The organism is Pseudomonas antarctica, from assembly GCF_900624995.1.
Classification (GTDB): domain Bacteria; phylum Pseudomonadota; class Gammaproteobacteria; order Pseudomonadales; family Pseudomonadaceae; genus Aquipseudomonas; species Aquipseudomonas antarctica.
On the sequence record NZ_UYXQ01000005.1, the window covers coordinates 161,083 to 181,684 of the forward strand.

At 60.4% G+C, this 20,602-nt stretch carries 14 protein-coding genes; 1 reads left to right on the top strand and 13 read right to left on the bottom strand.

The window, feature by feature from the left end:
• Positions 1–23: 23 nt before the first annotated feature.
• The 10 genes from yccS to betI all read right to left on the bottom strand — a co-directional run bounded on the left by yccS (position 24) and on the right by betI (position 14,833).
• Entirely contained in the window at positions 24–2,207 is a 2,184-nt protein-coding gene (gene yccS, locus E0F99_RS05890; RefSeq protein ID WP_083356369.1) for a YccS family putative transporter, read from the bottom strand.
• 132 nt (positions 2,208–2,339) lie between these two features.
• Positions 2,340–3,518, bottom strand: coding sequence for a BaiN/RdsA family NAD(P)/FAD-dependent oxidoreductase (locus E0F99_RS05895; RefSeq protein ID WP_083356370.1), 1,179 nt, complete (start codon positions 3,516–3,518; stop codon positions 2,340–2,342).
• 159 nt (positions 3,519–3,677) lie between these two features.
• On the bottom strand, positions 3,678–5,015 hold the full coding sequence (gene dbpA / locus E0F99_RS05900; RefSeq protein ID WP_232000154.1) for an ATP-dependent RNA helicase DbpA: 1,338 nt from the start codon (positions 5,013–5,015) through the stop codon (positions 3,678–3,680).
• 130 nt (positions 5,016–5,145) lie between these two features.
• Positions 5,146–6,573 (bottom strand): multidrug transporter subunit MdtD, encoded by a 1,428-nt coding sequence (gene mdtD, locus E0F99_RS05905; RefSeq protein ID WP_083356372.1) that lies wholly within the window; start codon positions 6,571–6,573, stop codon positions 5,146–5,148.
• A gap of 36 nt (positions 6,574–6,609) precedes the next feature.
• Entirely contained in the window at positions 6,610–7,512 is a 903-nt protein-coding gene (locus E0F99_RS05910) for an alpha/beta fold hydrolase (protein WP_083356373.1), read from the bottom strand.
• 309 nt (positions 7,513–7,821) lie between these two features.
• Positions 7,822–9,138: a TldD/PmbA family protein gene (locus tag E0F99_RS05920; RefSeq protein WP_083356374.1), complete on the bottom strand. Its 1,317-nt coding sequence runs from the start codon at positions 9,136–9,138 to the stop codon at positions 7,822–7,824.
• A complete protein-coding gene (locus tag E0F99_RS05925) occupies positions 9,138–10,580 on the bottom strand; it encodes a TldD/PmbA family protein (protein ID WP_083356375.1) in 1,443 nt (480 codons plus the stop codon). Before E0F99_RS05925 ends, E0F99_RS05920 begins: the two co-directional genes overlap by 1 nt.
• Positions 10,581–10,785: 205 nt before the next feature.
• Complete coding sequence (betA, locus tag E0F99_RS05930) at positions 10,786–12,489, bottom strand: choline dehydrogenase (protein WP_083356376.1); 1,704 nt, start codon at positions 12,487–12,489, stop codon at positions 10,786–10,788.
• Between the two features lie 168 nt (positions 12,490–12,657).
• The gene (gene betB, locus E0F99_RS05935; RefSeq protein WP_083356377.1) at positions 12,658–14,130 is read right to left on the bottom strand and encodes a betaine-aldehyde dehydrogenase; all 1,473 of its coding nucleotides are present in this window, start codon (positions 14,128–14,130) and stop codon (positions 12,658–12,660) included.
• A 109-nt stretch (positions 14,131–14,239) separates the two neighbouring features.
• Entirely contained in the window at positions 14,240–14,833 is a 594-nt protein-coding gene (gene betI / locus E0F99_RS05940) for a transcriptional regulator BetI (RefSeq protein WP_010207128.1), read from the bottom strand.
• Between the two features lie 390 nt (positions 14,834–15,223).
• Here betI and E0F99_RS05945 point away from each other — a divergent pair, with 390 nt between their 5' ends.
• The gene (locus E0F99_RS05945; protein WP_232000155.1) at positions 15,224–17,158 is read left to right on the top strand and encodes a BCCT family transporter; all 1,935 of its coding nucleotides are present in this window, start codon (positions 15,224–15,226) and stop codon (positions 17,156–17,158) included.
• A 167-nt stretch (positions 17,159–17,325) separates the two neighbouring features.
• On the opposite strand, the gene choV is transcribed toward E0F99_RS05945, so the two are convergent.
• The 3 genes from choV to E0F99_RS05960 form a co-directional block, all read right to left on the bottom strand.
• Positions 17,326–18,507 (bottom strand): choline ABC transporter ATP-binding protein, encoded by a 1,182-nt coding sequence (choV, locus tag E0F99_RS05950; protein WP_083356379.1) that lies wholly within the window; start codon positions 18,505–18,507, stop codon positions 17,326–17,328.
• Positions 18,504–19,349 (bottom strand): choline ABC transporter permease subunit, encoded by an 846-nt coding sequence (gene choW, locus E0F99_RS05955; RefSeq protein WP_083356380.1) that lies wholly within the window; start codon positions 19,347–19,349, stop codon positions 18,504–18,506. The genes choV and choW overlap by 4 nt, the downstream gene beginning before the upstream one ends.
• Positions 19,350–19,415: 66 nt before the next feature.
• Complete coding sequence (locus E0F99_RS05960) at positions 19,416–20,363, bottom strand: choline ABC transporter substrate-binding protein (RefSeq protein ID WP_083356381.1); 948 nt, start codon at positions 20,361–20,363, stop codon at positions 19,416–19,418.
• Positions 20,364–20,602: the final 239 nt, after the last annotated feature.

Consider the following 20,602-nt stretch of genomic DNA (forward strand, 5'->3'; position numbering starts at 1 on the left):
GTGGGCTTGCCTGCGATAGCGATTTAGGCCGCGCGAGTGTCTTTGATCAGGTGCGCCGCCAACGTCCGCAACGGCCCCAGCTGCCGGCAGATCAACGCCAACTGCGTCTGCACCAACCGCTGCCCTTCATCGATCTCCTCCGGCATCTGCTCCAGCTCTGCTGCCAACGCTTCTTCGGCATCGCTCTGAATCGCAACCGGCTGCTTGTTGGCCAGCCCCGTGGCGATTTCGTCGATGCTCGCCGCCAGGCTTTTACCAGCGCCGTCGATCAAGTGCTCACGCACTTCGGCCGGTAGTTGCGTCTCGCGATGGGCACCCAGCCCTGAGAGGTAGCTGAGCAAGGTGTGCGACAGCACCAGGAAGCGGAAGCCTACGTCAGCCTCTTTGCGAAAGTGCCCCGGCTCCATCAGCATGTTCGCCAGCGTGGTCGACAGCGCCGCATCGGCGTTGTGCGCGTTGCGCCGGGCCAGTCGGTAGGCCAGGTCGTCGCTTTTGCCTGCGGCGTATTGCTGCATGATCTGGCGCAGGTAGATGCTGTTGCAGGTCAGGGTGTTGGCCAGCACCTTGTTCAGGCGCCGGCCTTGCCAGTCCGGCAGGAACAGGAAGACGGCCAGGCCCGCGATCAGGCTGCCAATCAGCGTATCGAACAGCCGTGGCAGGAACAGCCCGTAACCATCGCCGACTTGGTTGAAGCAGAACAACACCATCAGCGTGATCGCCGCCGTGGCCAGGGTGTAGCGCGTGGTGCGGTTGATAAAGAACACCAGGCCTGCAGCAATGGCGAACAGCGATTGCACCAGCGGGCTGGGGAACAGGTCGAACAGCGCCCAGGCCACGGTCAGGCCAATGGCGGTGCCGATAATCCGCTGGCCGAGCTTGCGCCGGGTAGCGCCGTAGTTGGGCTGGCAGACGAACAGGGTGGTGAGGATGATCCAGTAGCCCTGGGAGGCGTGAATCGCATGCAGAGTGCCGTAGCCAATGGTCAATGCCAGGGCGAGGCGCAAGGCATGGCGAAACAGCAACGACGTCGGCGTCAGTTGCGTGCGCAGGCGCGTCCACATCTCTTTCAGGTTGCGCGGGGCACGGTCCAGCAGGTTGCTGTCGGTGGCATCCGCGAGGGAGTCGGGGTTGCTGGCGTCGCCCAACAGGCGGTCGAGCGTGGACAAGTTGGCCGCCAAGGCCCGCAACGAGCGCAACAGGCCACGCCATGCGGGGTTGCTCTGGATGCGCAGGTGCTCCAGCGAGGCATTCAAGTCACCCAGCGCTTCGGCGAAACTGTCGTCATAAATGAAGGGCTGACGCAGTTGGATCGACTCGCCCAGTGTCTGGCAGGCTTTGCCTTGCTGGCGCAGCAGGCGCTGACAGCGAAACAGCACGTCGCTGTGGAAGAAGGCGTCGGCCAGGGCGTTATACGGGTAGTGGGAGGAGCTTGCGCGCTCGTGGATGTCTTGGGCCAGGAAGTAGAGCTTCAAGTAGCGGCTGACTTTCGAACCCGGCCGACCATTGCCTACGCGGTGCAGGATTATTTCCTTCGCGGCATTGAGCGCCGCAACGACGCGCCCGTTTTGCTGGGCCAGTTCCAGGCGGCGCGCTTCTACGTCCAGTTGACGGATCGGTTCGAACAGCGATGATTTGAGCTTGAGGTAACGCCCCAGCTCGCGAAACAGCCGCGCCAGGCTTTGCTGCACCGGCTGGTTGGAAAACAGCGCCTGCCACAGTACCGACAGCACGCCATACCACGCGGCACCGGCCACCAGCAGCAGCGGTTCGTGCCAGAAGTCAGAGACGGCACCGCCGCGCTGGTCCACGCCAATCATGGTGTAGACCGACAAAATTAGCGTCGCCGAAGCAATCGCGCCATAGCGTTCGCCCAGCGCCCCGAGCATCGTCAGGCAGAAACTGGCCAGGGCCAGGGCGATGGCGAAGATCCACGGATAGGGAAACAGCAGCTCCACCGACAGTGCGGCGATGCTGAAACACACCAGCGTTACAGCCAAGGCATTGAGCCGGCCTTGCCAACTGTCGTCGGTCTCGGCCAGGGCGCTGGCGATAATCCCCAGGAACAGCGGGATCAGCAGCGCCATTTCATCCTGATACCAGCACAGCGCCATGCTGCCGGTGAGGGCAATGAATACCCGTACGCTGTAACTGAATTTATCCAGCGCCCACAGGCGCCGCATGGACTGCTTGAACGAGGTCGATGACATGAAGTCTGGTGTCTTCCGGGACGATGCCGCTAAATTGAGCTATCAAGGACGCCACGGCAAGCGTGGCGATCACATCAATTGCGCAAAATAACTTCCAGGCACACCACAAAACCAATGTGGGAGTACATGTCGTCAGGCGTATTGCGCTGCCGCATAACCCGAAGCCCACGCCCACTGAAAATTGAACCCGCCCAAGTGACCGGTCACATCCAGCACTTCGCCGATAAAGTACAAGCCCGGGCTTTTCAGCGATTCCATGGTCTTGGAGGACACTTCACGCGTATCCACGCCACCCAACGTCACTTCGGCTGTGCGATAGCCTTCTGTGCCCGCCGGTACCAGTTGCCAGCTGCCGAGCTTTTGCGCGATATCGGCGATTTCGGCGTGGGTGTACTGCTTCATCGGCTTTGACACAAACCAGGTTTCAGCCAGCAGGTTGGCCATCTTCTTGGTGAAGATCTCACCCAGCAGGGTTTTCAACTCGCTGTTGGGGCGCTCGACCTGTTGCTGTTGCAGCCAGGTCTGCGCGTCGTGGTCGGGCAGCAGGTTGATTTCTACGGTGTCGCCGGTTTCCCAGTACGAGGAGATCTGCAAAATCGCCGGCCCGCTCAGGCCACGGTGGGTAAACAGAATGTTCTCGCGAAAACTCTGGTCATTGCAGCTGACCAGGCAGTCCACTGAGGTGCCGGACAGTTCGCCACACAGGTCCTTGAGCTGGTCGGTGATGGTGAACGGCACCAATCCTGCGCGGGTCGGTAGCAATTCATGACCGAACTGCTTGGCCACTTGATAACCAAACCCGGTAGCGCCCAAGGTCGGAATCGACAGGCCGCCCGTGGCGATTACCAGGGATTCGCAGTGCAGCTCACCCAGCGTGGTTTGCAACTGATAACCGGTTTCCAGCTTGGCAATCTCCTGGACCGATGTTTCCAAGTGCATGCTCACGCCGACTTGAATGCATTCATCCAGCAGCATGCCGAGGATGTCGCTGGACTTGTTATCGCAGAACAGCTGGCCGAGCTTCTTCTCGTGGTACGGCACGCCGTGCTTGGCCACCAGCCCGATGAAGTCCCACTGGGTGTAGCGCGCCAAGGCGGACTTGCAGAAGTGCGCGTTGTGCGAGAGGAAGTTGGCAGGCTCGGTGTACATATTGGTGAAATTGCAGCGGCCACCGCCGGACATCAGGATCTTTTTGCCGGCCTTGTTCGCGTGGTCGATCAACATCACCTTGCGCCCACGCCCGGCGGCGGTCAGCGCGCACATCAAACCTGCGGCGCCGGCGCCAATGATCACAACTTCGGTCGAGCGCAAAACGGTGTCCTCATACAAATTCTGAATTGGAATACAGTTAAATGTGGGAGCGGGCTTGCTCGCGAATGCGGTCTGTCAGCCACCGAATAGGCTGACTGATCCACCGCATTCGCGAGCAAGCCCGCTCCCACATTTAGATCTCTGTATAGCTTGAGATCTTTACAGGATCCGCACGCGCAACGAACGGCCTTTGATCTTGCCGTCATTCAAACGCTGCAGCGCTTGCTTGGCGATCCCGCGCTCCACGGCCACGAAGGCCTGGAAGTCAAAGATCGCGATCTTGCCGACCTGGGCACCGGGGATGCCAGCGTCACCGGTCAACGCGCCGAGGATGTCGCCCGGGCGAACCTTGTCTTTACGGCCGGCCGCAATGCACAGGGTGCTCATCACCGGCAGCAACGGGCCGCCGCTCTGAGGCTTGAGGTTGTCCAGCTGGTCCCAGTTCAACGGCGATTTCTGCAGCTGCTCGATGGCCTGGGCGCGGTGCGCTTCGGACGGCGCCACCAAGCTGATGGCGAGGCCGGTCTCACCGGCGCGGCCAGTACGGCCTACACGGTGAATGTGGATTTCCGAGTCACGGGCCAGTTCGACGTTGATCACCATGTCCAGTGAGTCAATGTCCAAGCCACGGGCGGCCACGTCGGTGGCAACCAGCACCGAGGTACTGCGGTTGGCGAACATCGCCAGTACCTGGTCGCGGTCGCGCTGTTCCAGGTCGCCATGCAGGCCGACGGCGCAAATGCCCTTGGACGTCAGGTGATCCACAGTTTCCTGCACTTGCTGCTTGGTGAAGCAGAACGCCACGCAAGAGGCCGGGCGGAAATGCGCCAGTACCTTGGTCACGGCGTCCATGCGTTCTTCCGGAGAAATCTCGTAGAAGCGCTGCTCGATCTGGTCGTCGGAGTGGAACGCTTCGGCCTTCACTTGCTGTGGCGCGCGCATGAATTTGGAGGCCAGCTGCTTGATGCTCACCGGGTAGGTGGCCGAGAACAGCAGGGTCTGGCGGCGCGCCGGGGTCTTGCTGATGATGTCTTCGATGGCGTCGTAGAAGCCCATGTCGAGCATGCGGTCGGCTTCGTCGAGGATCAGCGTGTTCAAACCGTCCAGCACCAGCGAACCTTTGCGCAGGTGTTGCTGGATGCGGCCCGGGGTGCCGACGATGACGTGGGCGCCGTGTTCCAGCGAGGCGATCTGCGGGCCGAGGGACACGCCGCCACACAGGGTCAGCACCTTGATGTTGTCTTCGGCACGCGCCAGGCGACGGATTTCCTTGGCGACCTGGTCGGCCAACTCGCGCGTCGGGCACATTACCAGGGCTTGGCAGCCGAAGTAGCGCGGGTTGATCGGGTTCAACAGGCCGATACCGAAGGCGGCGGTCTTGCCGCTGCCGGTCTTGGCCTGGGCAATCAGGTCCAGCCCCTTGAGGATCACCGGCAAGCTTTGCGCCTGGATCTGCGTCATCTCGGCATAACCCAGCGAGTCGAGGTTAGCCAGCATGGCGGCGGAGAGCGGCAAAGTATTAAAAGCGGTGGCGATGGTAGTCACGGGACTGGCTCTGCAAAACAAAATGTCGCGCAGTGTACCAGTCCCGTGGGAATTTCCCTGCAAGTTCTAGACGAGAAGCCTGTTAATGCTCGATGTCGTGCTCGCGGCTGACCACGCGTTTGCCGTCGGTAGGCGACAGTTGCAAGAAGATCGCCGCCGCCAGCATGGCCATAATGCCCACGGTGAGGAAGGTCAGCTGGAACGCGCCGAGCACGCTTTCCACGCCATCGTTACCCGTTTCGGCGGTAAAGCCGCCGAGCAACGCACCGGCGCAGGCTACGCCAAGGCTCAGGGACAATTGCGCCACCACCGAGAGCAAACTGTTGCCGCTGCTGGCCTGGGCGTCGTCGAGGTCGATCAGGGTGACGGTGTTCATCGCGGTGAACTGCAAGGAGTTGATCGCCCCCAGTACTGCCAGCATCCCCAGTAGAAGGGGATAAGGCGTCTGTTCGCTGACCAGGCCCATGCTTGCCAGCATCATGCCCAGCGCCAACGTGTTGCCGGTCAGCACGATGCGGTATCCCAAACGCTCGATCAACGGCCGGGCGATGGACTTGGCAAACATCGCTGCCGCCGCCAGCGGTAGCATGCTCATCCCGGCTTCCGACGGCGAGTAACCCAATGCCACTTGCAACAGCAGCGGTACCAGGAACGGCAGGGCGCCGCTGCCCAGTCGCGCAAACAGGTTGCCGAGGATGCCCACGGCAAAGGTGCGGGTCTTGAACAGCACTGGCGAGAACAGCGGGTTATCGATATTCCCGGCGCGCAGCCAATACGCCGCCAGGCACGCCAGCCCGCCGAACAGCAGCAACATCACGCGCAAATGCGGCAGGTGCAGTTCGCCCAGGCCTTCCATGGCGATGGTGATCAGCACCATCGCTGCGCCGAACAGTAGAAAACCCAGGCTGTCGAAACGCGTGCGCTCGCTGCCGCGCAGGTCGGGAATCAGTTTCCACACGGCGTAGCAACCAACCATGCCCACCGGCAGGTTGATCAGGAAGATCCAGTGCCAAGTCAGGTATTGCACCATCCAGCCGCCCAGGGTGGGGCCGAGCAACGGGCCAAGCAGGCCGGGGATGGTAATGAAGCCCATGATCCGCACCAGTTCGGAGCGCGGGTAGGCGCGTAGCACGACGAGCCGCCCGACCGGCAGCATCAGCGCGCCGCCCAAGCCCTGGATCACCCGCGCGCCCACCAGCATGGTCAAGCTGCTCGACAGTGCGCACAGCAGCGAACCAATGCTGAACAGCATGATTGCGCCGAAGAAGATTTTTTTGGTGCCGAAGCGGTCGGCGATCCAGCCCGAGGCCGGGATCAGCAAGGCGACGGTGAGCATGTAGGCAATCACCACCCCTTGCATGCGCAGCGGGTTTTCCGCGAGGTCCCGGGCCATGGCCGGCAGTGCTGTGTTGAGAATCGTCCCATCCAGCGACTGCATGAAAAAGGCAATCGCCACCACCCAAGGGAGCCAGCGAGCGGTCTTGGCATCGAGAGGGGCGCGGTTGGGCATGAGCTACCTTTTTGTTAGCAGGCTATGTGTCGGCAATTATGCGCCATCCATTGCTCCTTTTCCCACTGGCTGTTCGTCTAAATCTGACAATGCCGCGTGCTCTCCGACGAGGAAATCCAACAGCGCTCGGTGCACCGCCAACGCCGCCTCGCGGGACTCAAGGTCAAGCAAGTGGCCGGTGTGTTCAGCGACGGCGAAGCTGCTACGGCCTACGTATTTTTTGAACAGTTGGGCCTCGCCTGCCGGGGTGTACTCATCCAACGCGCCGTTGAGGAAATGCACTGGTGTTTCAATCTGCGTGAGCGCCGGCAGGTAGTTGCCATCGCCCAGGCCCAGCACTTGGTGGATATGAAAGCGTGCCTGGCGGTACTCGGTGGTGGCCATGCTCGACAGGTGCCGGTGGTTATTGCGCTTGAGGCGGGGCGAGAGGTATTTGCCAACCGTCTCGTTGAGCAAATGGCCAACCGCGGACTTGTCATCGGCCTCGATCAGCACGCGTACGCGCTCCACGTATTCGAGCATGGCTTGGTTGAGGTTGGGCGCCAGGGCCATCACCACCGAGCTTTCGATGGAGGGCGGGTTGTGGGCCAAGGTCAGCAGTGTGGAGATGCCGCCCCAGGAGGCCGACACCAAATGGTTGACTTCGAAGCGCTCCACCAGGGCGCGCAGGATTTGCACCTCATCGTCTTTGGTGACCAGGTCAAGGTCGGTGTTGTGCGCACGCGAATAGCCAGAGAAGGGCAGGTCGAACAGCAGCACATTGAAGTGTTCCGCCAGGCATTTGCTGGTGCGGGCGAAGGAGCGGGTGGTGGACAGCGCGCCGTTGACCATCAGCACTGTTTTTTTTTCCGGATGCTCTTGTGAATGCTTACCTAGCTGCTCTACGTGCACGTTGTAGTGCTTGTAAAGCTTTTCAATGACAAAACTTCCATGGTCCATGTCAACGCTCCAGCTTGCCCAATCCAGGCAAGGTCATGCATCACGTGCGAGCACGTGGGGTTGGTGGCGGGATGCCACTAACCGTTATAACGAGGTTTTTTGCGGGCGACAACCGGCCGTACGGGGAGAAGTGTGAGATGAGATTTTGCGGTAGGAAGGGGTGAAGAGGGGGGTCAGAAACGAACATAGAACAGTGTGGGAGCTGGCTGCCCGCGATGGCATCACTGCGGTCCTACTGACACACCGAGGTGTCTGCATCGCAGGCAAGCCAGCTCCCACATAAGCCAGTTGCCACATTGGGTTTTGTGTTTACAGGGTGAGGGTCAGGCGTTTTACCAACGCGCCCGGCAACAGATTGGACGCGGTATTGCGCTGGCTGTACGTACTCGCCGACAACAACAGCTCCCGCTCAGCGGTCAGCGCTTCAAGCTGCGAACCGAGCAGGCTATAGACGCTGTCATCAAAACGCATGGTGCTCACCGGCGCCTTTATCTCACCGTCTTCGACCCAGAACGTGGCGAAGCGCGTCATGCCGGTCAGGCGTGCTGCGGGCAAGTCCGAGTAGTTCAAATACCACAGGTTGCTGATGTACAGCCCAGTGCCCAATTGTTTGAGGATATCAGCCTGGGCCAGGCTGCCTGCCGCCATCTGCAAGGCGCTGGGCGACTCGTCGCTGCTGGCGCCGTTGGTGCTCAGGCCGTATTCGGCGGCGCTGCGCGAGTTGATCAACTGGCCGCAGGCCTTGCCCGCGCTGATCAGCGTGACATCACCGCGCGGGTAGCCTTCGGTGGAAAACGCCTGGCTCAGCGAGCCGCTGATCTGCTCATCGACTTTTACCAATGGGCTCAACGATTGCTCACCGGCATACAGCTTTTGTAGCGAGCTGCCTTTGCTGGCGATGGCCTGGGCGGAAAACCCGCCCCAGGTAATGATGCCGATGATTTCTTCCAACGCCGCCGGGGCGAGGTAGGCGCGGTATTGGCCGGGGGCCAGGTTGTGCAAAGGGCGACCCAGAAATTCCAACTGTTCGCGCACTTGCTGCAAGCGTGCGGCAAACTCGGCGCTGCTCCAGGTGTGCCCGGCGTAGCTGGCTTTGACCGCTTCGCCATTGGCGTGGAACAGGCTGAAATCGAAGTTGAAGCTGTTGGCCTGATGCCAGCCAAACGCACCGTCGGAACTGGCGAAACCACGGCTGATCGGGCCTGCGGCATAGAAGCCGACCAAGTCCACGCCTACAGCTGCCTGGCTGATGTCTTCCAGCACTTGGGCCAGTTCCGGCAAGGGCCGAAGCTGTTCGTTGTGGCTTTGCCAGGCGTTGTGATTAAGCAGCAAATACGGATCTGGCGGCAGCAAAGGCAAGGTTTCACGCAATTGTTGCAGGCCATCGGCGAGGCGTTCGCGATCAAGCTCAGGCTCACCTGCGAGGGTAATGCTGAGATCGGCGTGGCGGCCGTCGTTGATCAGCTTGAGGTTCAGGCTGGCCTGTTTTACGTGCCCCGCCTGGCGCACTTGCGCGTGATTGAAGCGCACGAACTCGGAGGATTCGTCCGCATAACCCAAGTGAAATTGTTCCTTGTCGGTGACGGCCTGCTTGAGCCATTGCACCAGTGCCTTAAAGTTGTTCATCAGGCATCTCCCCCAAATACGTCGACATCACTGAATACACACGCAGGTGACGCGTGACCCACGCGGATCACTTGGTTAGGTTCGCCTTTGCCGCAGTTCGGCGTGCCCAAGACCTTAAAGGTGCTGGCATCGCCGACGGCGCTGAGCTTGCGCCAGAATTGCGCGGAAATGGCGCGGTAGTTGGGGTTTTTGACCACGCCTTTGAGCTCGCCGTTTTCGATCAGTTGGCCCCACTCGCAGCCGAACTGGAATTTATTGCGCGCGTCATCAATGGACCAAGAGCGGTTGGTGTTCATCAGGATGCCGTGCTCGATGCCGCTGATCAGCTCGGCCTGGGTTTTGTCGCCGGCCTCGATGTTCAGGTTGGCCATGCGGTCAATCGGTGCACGGTTCCAGCTGCACGCGCGGCTGTTGGCGACGCCGCTCAGCCCCGAGCGAAATTGCGACAGCGCACCGCCCAACGGTTTGAGCAGCAGGCCATCGCGGATCAGGAACTGCTTGGTGGCGCGGGTGCCGTCGTCGTCATGGCTGTAGCTGGCGAGCTGCTCAGGAATGTCGGGGTCGAATGTCACGTTGAGCAAGGGCGAGCCGTATTGCAGGTGGCCGAAGTCGCTGGCCTTCACAAAGCTGGTGCCCGCGTAATTGCGCTCATCACCGAGGATGCGGTCCAGTTCCAGCGGGTGGCCGATGGACTCGTGGATCTGCAGAATCATCTGCTCGGGCATCAGCAGCAGATCACGCGGGCCGTTTGGCGTGTTTGGCGCGAGCAGCAGTTGCAGGGCTTCGTCGGCGACTTGGCAGGCGGCGCCGGCCAGGCCGAAGCGGTGAATCACGTTCGCACTGCCTTGCTGGCCGAAGTTGGTGCCGCCCAGTGTACGGGTCTGGCTGTCGTTGCCGTCGAACGCGGTGACGCTCAAGCCTGGGTAGACAAAGCGCTGGGCCTGGCGCAATTCGGCGCCAGCACTGTTGAGGTAGGTCTGTTCAACCCGTGTGGTGCCCAGGCTAACTTCCCAACTGGCCAGGCGTTCGTCCTTGGGCACGCTGGCGGATTCATCGCCCAGCAGTTGGTAGCAGTCGCTTAAGGACGGGAAGGGCTGGTCGAGGTCGGGTGAGAGGTAGTCGGCGACGTCGCTGGAGACCTGCTGCGTGTGCAGGTCGAGCAGGGCGTGGGGCAATATTCGGCGGGCTTGCTGTTCGGCACGCTCAAGGGCGGCTTGCAGGCCAGCAAGGGAAATGTCGTGGGTGGCGGCGTAGGCTTCCACGCCATTGAGACGCACGGTGAGCATGGCGCCCTCGTCGTGGTTCAGGTAGGGCGGCTCGGCGACGTTCTTGCGTACCGACAGGTATTGGCCGGATTCGCGGACGTAACGCAGCGAGAAAAATTCAGCAGTGGTGCGCAGGGCACTGAAGTGCTTTTTGAGTGTGGCGTGGTGGTCGAACATGGGGCCTTCCTTGTGGGCGGCTCATCGCGGGCAGGCAACAGAGTAGGCCTGGGGCGGGGAGCTGATCAAGGAAAGTGTAGGCGGGGGATTTACAGCGCTTGTTCGGGCCTCTTCGGGAGCAAGCCCGCTCCCACACTTGATCGGGTTAACACGGTCAAAATGTGGGAGCGGGCTTGCTCGCGAATGGGGCTCCGCGGTGTATCAGTTACTGCGCGGTAGGGCCTACTTCACGCATCGGCTTGCCACGCACCGGCGCATCGCCTGCTACGTAGTAGTCGGCGGTGCTGCGCGGCAGCGGCTGGCGGCCACGGATCTTGTCGGCGATTTTCTCGGCGATCATGATCGTCGGCGCGTTGAGGTTGCCGGTGGTGATGATCGGCATGATCGACGCATCAACCACACGCAGACCCTGCATGCCATGCACACGGCCTTCGCCATCCACTACCGCCATTTCGTCGGTGCCCATCTTGCACGAGCAGGACGGGTGGAACGCGGTTTCGGCGTGCTCGCGGATGAACGTGTCGAGTTGCTCATCGGTTTGCACTTCAATACCCGGGCTGATCTCGCGGCCACGGTATTGGTCCAGTGCCGGCTGCTGCATGATTTCGCGGGTCAGGCGGATGCCGTCGCGAAACTCCTGCCAGTCTTGCTCGGTGGCCATGTAGTTGAAGAGGATGCTCGGGTAGTCCCGTGGGTTCTTCGACTTCAATTGCACGCGGCCACGGCTTGGCGAACGCATGGAACCCATGTGCGCCTGGAAACCGTGCTCTTTCACACCGTTGCTGCCGTTGTAGTTAATTGCCACCGGCAGGAAGTGGTACTGAATGTTCGGCCAATCGAATTCTTCACGGGTACGGATAAAACCGCCCGCTTCGAACTGGTTGCTGGCGCCGATGCCGGTGCCGTTGAACAGCCATTCGGCACCAATCGCCGGTTGGTTGTACCAGAGCAGCGACGGGTACAGCGACACTGGCTGGGTGCAGGCGTATTGCAGGTACAACTCAAGGTGGTCCTGCAGGTTCTCGCCGACGCCCGGCAGGTCGTGGACCACCGGGATATCGAGGCTTTCCAGCAGTTTGGCCGGGCCCACACCGGAGCGTTGCAGCAGTTGCGGCGAGGCGATTGCGCCGCTGCACACCAGCACTTCTTTACGCGCACGGGCTTCAACGCGCTCTTCGGCGGCGCCGATCAGGTAGCGCACGCCAACGGCACGCTTGCCTTCGAACAGCACTTTGTCGGTCAGGGCGTGGGTGACGATGGTCAGGGTCGAACGCTTTTTAGCCGTGTCCAGGTAACCGCGAGCGGTGCTGGCGCGACGGCCTTTAGGCGTGACGGTACGGTCCATCGGGCCGAAGCCTTCTTGCTGGTAGCCGTTCAAGTCGTCGGTGCGCGGGTAACCGGCTTGTACGCCAGCTTCAACCATCGCGTGGAACAGCGGGTTGTTGCCGGCTTTAGGCGTGGTCACGCTGACCGGGCCGTCGCCACCGTGGTAGTCGTTGGGGCCGATGTCGCGGGTTTCGGCCTTACGGAAATACGGCAGGCAGTCGAGGTAGGACCAGTTTTCCAGGCCTGGCAGTTTCGACCAGTTGTCGTAGTCCATCGCGTTGCCACGGATGTAGCACATGCCGTTGATCAGCGAGGAACCGCCGAGGCCCTTGCCGCGACCGCATTCCATCCGGCGGCCGTCCATATGTGGCTCTGGATCGGTTTCGTAGGCCCAGTTGTAGCGGCGGCCTTGCAGCGGGAACGCCAGCGCGGCCGGCATTTGGGTACGGAAGTCGAAGCGGTAGTCTGGGCCACCGGCTTCCAGCAGCAAAACGGTGACGCCTTCGTCTTCGGTCAGACGGGTCGCCAGGGTGTTACCGGCGGAGCCGGCACCCACAATGATGTAATCGTATTCTTGGGACATAATGCGCCCTCTTTGGAGATGGTCAGGTCAGGCGAGTGCTTCGCACTCATCGCAGGCAAGCCAGCTCCCACATTTGATCGGGTTCACACGGTCAAAACGTGGGAGCCGGGCTTGTCGAATCGTCGCACCGCCGCGATGGCGGCCTCGCAGGCAATACAACGCTCGGGGTTAGAACACCGAGGCGTAGTCGCCCAGCTCTACCTGTACCGATTTGATGCGGGTGAAGTTGTTCAGCGAGCTGATGCCGTTCTCACGGCCCACACCGGATTGCTTGTAGCCACCGACCGGCATTTTGGCGTCGGATTCGCCCCAGGCGTTGATCCAGCAGATACCCGCTTCCAGCTGATGAATCACGCGGTGAGCGCGGTTCAGGTCTTTGGTCACAAGGCCAGCGGCCAGGCCGAAGTCTGTATCGTTGGCGCGGCGGATCACTTCTTCTTCGGTTTCGTAAGTGAGGATGCTCATCACTGGGCCGAAGATTTCTTCACGGACGATGGTCATCTCGTCGGTGCAATCGGTGAACACGGTCGGGGCCACGTAGGCGCCTTTGGCGAATGCACCGTCGGTCAGACGGTCGCCGCCGCACAGGATGCGAGCGCCTTCTTCTTTACCTTTAGCGATGTAGCCGAGCACGCTTTCCATGTGGGCGAAGCTGACCAGCGGGCCGAAGTTAGTGTTCTCGTCTTGCGGGTCGCCAACGCGGATGCGCGCAACACGCTCAACGATCTTGGCTTCGAAAGCCGCCTGCAGGTGCTTAGGCACGAATACGCGAGTGCCGTTGGTGCAAACCTGACCGGAGCTGTAGAAGTTGGCCATCATCGCGATGTCGGCCGCACGATCCAGGTCTGCGTCTTCGAACACGATCAGCGGCGACTTGCCGCCCAGTTCCATGGTCACTTCTTTGAGCGAAGAGCTCGAAGCGCTGGCCATGACTTTCTTGCCGGTGTCGGTGCCGCCGGTGAACGAGACTTTCTCGATGCGCGGGTGCTCGGTCAGCCAAGTGCCGACTTCACGGCCGCTGCCGGTCAATACGTTGAACACACCATCCGGAACGCCGGCTGCGGTGTAGATTTCAGCCAGTTTCAGGGTGGTCAGCGAGGTGACTTCGCTCGGCTTGAAGATCATCGCGTTACCGGCAGCCAGGGCCGGTGCGGATTTCCACAGGGCGATCTGGATTGGGTAGTTCCACGCGCCGATACCGGCAACCACGCCCAGCGGCTCGCGGCGGGTGTAGACGAACGAAGTGTCGCGCAGTGGGATCTGCTCGCCTTCGATGGCCGGCACCAGGCCTGCGTAGTATTCCAGCACGTCGGCACCGGTGACGATGTCGACGTATTGGGTTTCGGAGAAGGCTTTACCGGTGTCCAGGGTCTCCAGCGCGGCCAGCTCGTCGTTGCGCTCGCGCAGGATGTCGACGGCACGGCGCAGGATGCGCGAACGCTCCATGGCGGTCATCGCAGCCCAGATTTTCTGGCCTTTTTCAGCGCTGACTACGGCACGTTCAACGTCTTCCTTCGTGGCGCGTTGCACTTGGGCGAGAACTTCACCGTTAGCCGGGTTGATGGCTTCGAAGGTGGCATCGCTGCCAGCGTCGCTGTAGCCGCCGTCAATGTAGAGTTTTTGCAGTTCGAAACGGGCCATAAAGTCCTCGCAAGTGCATAAGTGGTTGGCGTTACCCGCCGCCAGTGGGCCATGGTGTTCTGGCAACACTGAGCGGCAGACGTTCAGGGGTTGAGCGTTTATGTGTGCTCTAACTCACCTGCTTGGCCAATTGGAAGTCCATGTATTCGTAAGCGATCCGTTGCGCCTGCTCCGTGTCGAAAGCATCTCCCGACAGGGCGCCGCGCAACCACAAACCGTCGATCAGGGCCGCCAGGCCTCTGGCTGCTTTGCGTGCGTGCGGCAGCGGTAGCACTCGGCGGAACTGGCAGCACAGGTTGGAATACAGACGTTGATCGTTGATCCGCTGCAACCTGTGCAATGACGGGTGATGCATGCTGGTGGCCCAGAAGGCCAGCCAGGTTTTCATTGCCGGTCCGTTGACCTGGCTGGCGTCGAAGTTGCCCTCGATGATCACCCGAAGGTGCGCCCGTGGGCTGTCGTCCTTCAGCGCAAGCCTGCGTTCGTGGACGTTCTCGATCAGCACATTCATCAAGTACCGCATCGTTGCGGCGATCAGGCCGTTCTTGTCCTGAAAGTAGTGACTGATGATGCCGTTCGAGACACCGGCCAAACGGGCGATCAGCGCAATGCTGGCATCTCCCATCCCAACCTGATCGATGGCCGTCAAGGTGGCTTCGATCAACTGCTGGCGGCGTATGGGTTGCATACCGACCTTGGGCATGTAGCACCTCTCCTTAGGCCTGCCGAGGGGCGATAAACGTCCGTCGGCTTGAAGGCCAGTCTATTTTGTTTTGATTGAACGTTCAATCAACAAAGAATAAGATCTGCGACAAATGGTCGCTCCCTACAGATATTTCCTACCTGTGAGCAGCAGCCTCTGACACCTGCATAAATCCTTGAAACCGGCCATATCAGGGCCTGCCACCGCGTCGGCGGGGCTCAAGGATTTTCGGGGTGTCTTTATAACACCCGTCCGTCGACTGCCGAAAAATCGATGTCCCGGGATAACCGTTGCCTTGTGTTTCTCTCTCGCACTGCCCGGAGCATCTGCGCCATGAGTTCTGCCTCTCTTATAAAGACCCCACCGGAAAAGGTACGGGTCAACGGTTGGGTGTTTTACACCTCCACCGCGCTCATTCTGTTGTTGACCGTCATTCTGATCATCGCCCCGCAGGAGGCCGGGCGCATGCTCGGCGTAGCACAGGCCTGGCTGTCGAAAAGCTTCGGCTGGTACTACATGGTGGTCATCGCCGCTTACCTGGTGTTTGTGGTCGGCCTGGCGTTTTCGTCCTACGGCAAGTTGAAACTGGGCAACAAGGACGACACCCCGGACTTCAGCTACGGCGCCTGGGCCGGCATGTTGTTCTCGTCGGGCATCGGCATCTCGCTGCTGTACTTCGGTGCTTCCGAGCCGTTGGACCACTACTTCAACCCGCCCGAAGGCGCGGCTGCCAGCAATGGTGCGGCACGCCAGGCGTTGCAGCTGACCTTCCTGCACTGGGGCCTGCACGGCTGGGCGATCTATGCCTTGGTTGGCTTGGCTGTGGCGTATTTCGCCTACCGTCATAACCAACCGCTGGCCTTGCGTTCGGCGCTGTACCCGCTGGTAGGCGAGCGTTGGGTGAAAGGCGCGGCCGGCCACGCGGTGGACGGTTTCGGCATGTTCGTGACCTTGCTGGGCCTGGTGACGAACCTGGGGATTGGTGCGATGCAAGTGTCGTCCGGGTTGGAAAACCTGTTCGGCATGGAGCACAACAACACCAACCTGCTGATCGTGATCATCGTGATGAGCACCGTGGCGACCATTGCCGCCGTGTCGGGTGTGGAAAACGGCATTCGCCGCCTGTCTAACCTCAACATCGTGTTGTTCAGCGGCTTGCTGATTTTCGTGCTGCTGTTCGGCCCGACCCTGCACCTGCTCAATGGCTTGGTGCAGAACACGGGTGATTATCTCAACGGCATCGTGCTGAAGACTTTCGACCTGTACGTGTACGAAGGCGACGCCGACAAGACCGAGCGCTGGATGGGCCTGTGGACCCTGTTCTACTGGGCCTGGTGGATTTCCTGGGCGCCATTCGTAGGCATGTTCATCGCGCGTATTTCCCGTGGCCGCACCGTGCGTGAACTGGTGGCTGGCGTGCTGCTGATCCCGCTGGGCTTTACCTTGGCGTGGCTGTCGATCTTCGGTAACTCGGCGCTGGACCTGGTGCTCAACCACGGTGCCGTCGAGTTGGGCAAGACGGCGCTGGAACAACCGTCGATGGCCATCTACCAATTGCTGGAGCATTACCCGGCGTCGAAAATCGTCATCGGCGTGTCGATCTTCGTGGGCTTTGTGTTGTTCCTGACCCCGGCGGATTCCGGCGCGGTGATGATGGCCAACCTGTCGTGCAAAGGCGGCAACGTGGACGAAGATGCGCCGCATTGGCTGCGAATCTTCTGGTCGGTCGTGATCACCCTGGTGACCATCGGCCTGCTGTTTGCCGGCAACTTTGAAGCCATGCAAACCATGGTGGTGTTGGCGGGGCTGCCGTTCTCGGTGGTGCTGATTCTGTTCATGTTCGGTTTGCACAAGGCGATGCGCCAGGACGTGGCCGTCGAACAGGAGCAGGCGCAATTGGCCGAGCGTGGCCGCCGTGGATTCAGCGAGCGTTTGACCGCGCTGGACCTGCAACCAAGCCAGGGCACTGTGCAACGCTTTATGGACAAGCACGTCACGCCGGCGCTGGAAGAAGCGGCGGTTGCGTTGCGTGATCAAGGGCTGGAAGTGCAGACCTTGTTGGGCAAATCCAAGCGTTGCATTGGTGTGCGCATCGAGATGGAAGAGGGCAACCCGTTTGTCTATGAAGTGAGCCTGGATGCTTATTCGGCGGCACCGAGCGAGGTGCCCGAAGAAGAGCGCAGGCGTTACTACCGGGCCGAGGTCTACCTGCACAACGGACCTCAGGAATACGACCTGATGGGCTTTGCCCAGGAACAGATTACCCGGGACGTGCTCGATCAGTTTGAAAGCCATCGGCAGCTCCTTGGCCGTGTCTATAGCTGATGCTTGAGCCGAGCGGTGCCCTCACGGGTGCCGCTTTTTTTATGTGTAAACAGAGCAAAATGTGGGAGCGGGCTTGCTCGCGAATGCGGTGTATCAGTGACAGATGTGCTGACTGACACACCGCATTCGCGAGCAAGCCCGCTCCCACATTTGTTTTGCGGTGCCGACTAGCCCAGGTTCTTGCCCAGCAAGGCATGGTAAAGCTCACTGTCCCCCAAGATCCCCACCACCTGGTGATTGCTGTCATGCAACACCAACTTATTCCCGGTGTGATAACGAATCTGCAGCGCATCGCGCATGCCGATATTGGAGTCCACCAACGTCGGCACACGGCCCAAACCTTCTACCGGTTGCCCTGGTGCCCAGTTCTGCAGGTTCATCACCGCGCCATTCTGGCGGGCACCCTTGATGGTGTTGCCTTCAGCCAGGTCCAGCCACGAATCGTCGCCCGGGTCCAAACACACAGAACCGTTGATGCGTTTGCAGTCGTCCAGGGTGCGCATCAGGCTGCGACCGCACAGTACGTTCAGCGGGTTGGTGTGGGCGACGAAGGTGCGCACATAGTCGTCCGCCGGGTTCAGCACGATCTCTTCCGGCACGCTGTACTGGACGATCTTGCCGTCCTTCATGATCGCGATGCGGCTGCCTAATTTGAGCGCTTCATCCAGGTCGTGGCTCACAAACACAATGGTCTTGCTCAGCTTGCGTTGCAGCTCCAGCAGTTCATCTTGCAGGCCTTGGCGGATCAGCGGGTCGAGGGCGGAGAACGGTTCATCCATCAGCAGGATATCGGCGTCCATCGCCAGCGCGCGGGCCAGGCCGACGCGCTGCTGCATGCCGCCCGACAGCTCATCGGGCTTCTTGTTGCGCCACTGGGCCAAGCCCACCAGTTCGAGTTTTTCATCCACCAGCGCGCGCCGTTCTTTTTCCGGGCGGCCCTGCATTTCAAGACCAAAGCTGATGTTCTCGCGTACCGTCAGCCAGGGCATCAGGGCGAACTTCTGGAACACCATGGCGATGCGCTTGGTGCGCATCATTTTCAGCTCCGCAGGGGTGCAGGACGCGATGTCGATCTGGCGTCCTTCATGCTCCACAAACAGCTGGCCACGGCTCACGGTGTTAAGGCCGTTGATGCAGCGCAGCAAGCTCGACTTGCCGGAGCCCGACAGGCCCATCAGTACGCAGATCTCGCCTTTCTCAACGTCCAGGCTGGCTTTTTCAACGCCGACAATCTGCCCGGTCTTTTTCAGGATCTCATTGCGGTGCATGCCTTGATCGAGCAGCTTGAGTGCTTCGCGCGGGTCTTTGGAGAAGATCACGTCGACATTGTCGAATCGGATAATGCTCATGCATCACCCCCTACTTTAGCGTCGGGTTGTTTGCAGATGCGGTCGAGCATGATCGCCAGCAATACGATTGCCAGGCCAGCTTCAAAGCCCAGGGCGATGTCGGCGGTGTTGAGTGCGTTGACCACCGGTTTGCCGAGGCCGTCGGCGCCCACCAAGGCCGCAATCACCACCATCGACAACGACAGCATGATGCATTGGGTAATGCCGGCGGCAATGCTCGGCATGGCGTGGGGCAGTTCAATGCGTGAGAGCAACTGGCGACGCGAGCAACCAAAGGCCTTGCCGGCGTCCATCAACTCTTGCGGCACATCACGGATACCCAGGTAGGTCAGACGGATAGGCGCAGCGATCGCGAACACCACCGTGGAGATCAGACCAGGCACAACACCCAGCCCGAAGAGGGTCAGGGTAGGGATGAGGTAGACGAAGGTCGGTACGGTCTGCATCAGATCGAGTACCGGTCGCATCAGGGTGTAGAACATGGGTTTGTGCGCGGCAACAATGCCCAGCGGCACACCAATAACCACGCAGACCAGGGTGGCGAACAACACCTGTGCGAGGGTTTCCATGGTTTCCTGCCAGTACCCCAGGTTCAGGATCAGCAGGAAGGAGGCAATGACAAACACCGTCAGGCCCCATTTGCGTTGAATAAAGTGAGCGAGTAGCGCAACCAGACCGATCAATGCCAGTGGATTGAACCAGGTTAGCGCAAACGTCACGCCGTGGATCATCGTTTCCAGGGTCGATGCGATTGCGTCGAAGTAGTTGGCACCGTGTTGGGTCAACCAATCGACGAAGGCAGCGATGTACTGGCCTAGTGGGATTTTATGTTCAGTCAGCATGGTAGTGAATGTCCACATGCGAAGGGGAAAACATCCCGGGGCAGCGCACCGCCCCGGGGTCAGCACTTACTTGGCGAGGTATTCCTTGACGGCCTCCAGGCCTGGTTTGCCATCAACCGTGGTCACACCGGCGAGCCAGGTGTCGAGCACTTGCGGGTTCTTCTTCAGCCAGGCTTTGGCCGCGGCGTCAGGCTTCATCTTGTCGTCCAGCACGTTACCCATCAGGGTGCTTTCCATGTTCAAGGTGAACGACAGGTTCTTCAGCAATTGGCCAACGTTGCTGCATTCCTGGGTGTAGCCCTTGCGCACGTTGGTATAGATGGTGGCCTGGCCGTAGTTGGGGCCGAACGAATCGTCACCGCCAGTCAGGTACTTCATCTTGAAGCGGGTGTTCATCGGGTGCGGTTCCCAGCCAAGGAACACGATGGCCTGGTCCCGCCTGGTGGCGCGTTCCACTTGCGAGAGCATTCCGGCTTCACTGGACTCAACCACTTTGAAACCCGCGGTTTTCAGGCCGAAGGCGTCTTTGTCGATGAGCGTCTGGATGGTGCGGTTGCCATCGTTACCTGGCTCAATACCGTAGATCTTGCCGCCCAGTTCATCCTTGAATTTGACGATGTCGGCGAAGTCTTTAAGGCCCTTGTTGTACAGCGCTTCGGGGACCGCCAGGGTGTACTTGGCGTTTTCCAGGTTGGCGCGCACGGTTTCCACGGTGCCGGCATCACGGTACTGCTTGATGTCGTTTTCCATGGTCGGCATCCAGTTGCCGAGGAAGATGTCCATGTTCTTGCCATCGGCCAGCGACTTGTAAGTCACCGGTACCGAAATCATCGTGGTGCGCGGCTTGTAGCCCAGGCCCTTGAGGATTTCGCTGGTGGTCGCGGTGGTGACGGTAATGTCGGTCCAGCCGACATCGGAGAAGTTAACGGTCTTGCACTGTTCCGGTTCTGCAGCGTTCGCCAAGACTGGCAGACTCAGCATGGCGGCCAACAACAACGAGGGTGAACCTTTCATCGGGGTAGACTCCTGTGTCTTTTTTCTGGCGGCATTTGCCGCGCTTTATAAGTGTTGCGGTTGGGGCGTGCGATGAAGCGCAGGCACGGTGCCTTGCAAACGAGTCGAGACTGATCATGTACCAGCGAAAATCTGACGCCTACAGGGGGCGTCGTATCCAGTACAGGGATGGTCGCATCCAGTGTCGGTAACGTCGCTTACAGATTTTTCCAGTGGCAAAACCGCAGTTTTTACCGATC

Coding starts and splice junctions, on each gene's coding strand:
- E0F99_RS05960 (WP_083356381.1), bottom strand. CDS start 20,363: ATGAAAGGTTCACCCTCGTTGTTGTTGGCCGCCATGCTGAGTCTGCCA.
- betA (WP_083356376.1), bottom strand. CDS start 12,489: ATGTCCCAAGAATACGATTACATCATTGTGGGTGCCGGCTCCGCCGGT.
- choV (WP_083356379.1), bottom strand. CDS start 18,507: ATGAGCATTATCCGATTCGACAATGTCGACGTGATCTTCTCCAAAGAC.
- E0F99_RS05925 (WP_083356375.1), bottom strand. CDS start 10,580: ATGTTCGACCACCACGCCACACTCAAAAAGCACTTCAGTGCCCTGCGC.
- E0F99_RS05920 (WP_083356374.1), bottom strand. CDS start 9,138: ATGAACAACTTTAAGGCACTGGTGCAATGGCTCAAGCAGGCCGTCACC.
- betI (WP_010207128.1), bottom strand. CDS start 14,833: ATGCCCAAGGTCGGTATGCAACCCATACGCCGCCAGCAGTTGATCGAA.
- dbpA (WP_232000154.1), bottom strand. CDS start 5,015: ATGCTGGCTAACCTCGACTCGCTGGGTTATGCCGAGATGACGCAGATC.
- yccS (WP_083356369.1), bottom strand. CDS start 2,207: ATGTCATCGACCTCGTTCAAGCAGTCCATGCGGCGCCTGTGGGCGCTG.
- mdtD (WP_083356372.1), bottom strand. CDS start 6,573: ATGCCCAACCGCGCCCCTCTCGATGCCAAGACCGCTCGCTGGCTCCCT.
- betB (WP_083356377.1), bottom strand. CDS start 14,130: ATGGCCCGTTTCGAACTGCAAAAACTCTACATTGACGGCGGCTACAGC.
- E0F99_RS05910 (WP_083356373.1), bottom strand. CDS start 7,512: ATGGACCATGGAAGTTTTGTCATTGAAAAGCTTTACAAGCACTACAAC.
- choW (WP_083356380.1), bottom strand. CDS start 19,349: ATGCTGACTGAACATAAAATCCCACTAGGCCAGTACATCGCTGCCTTC.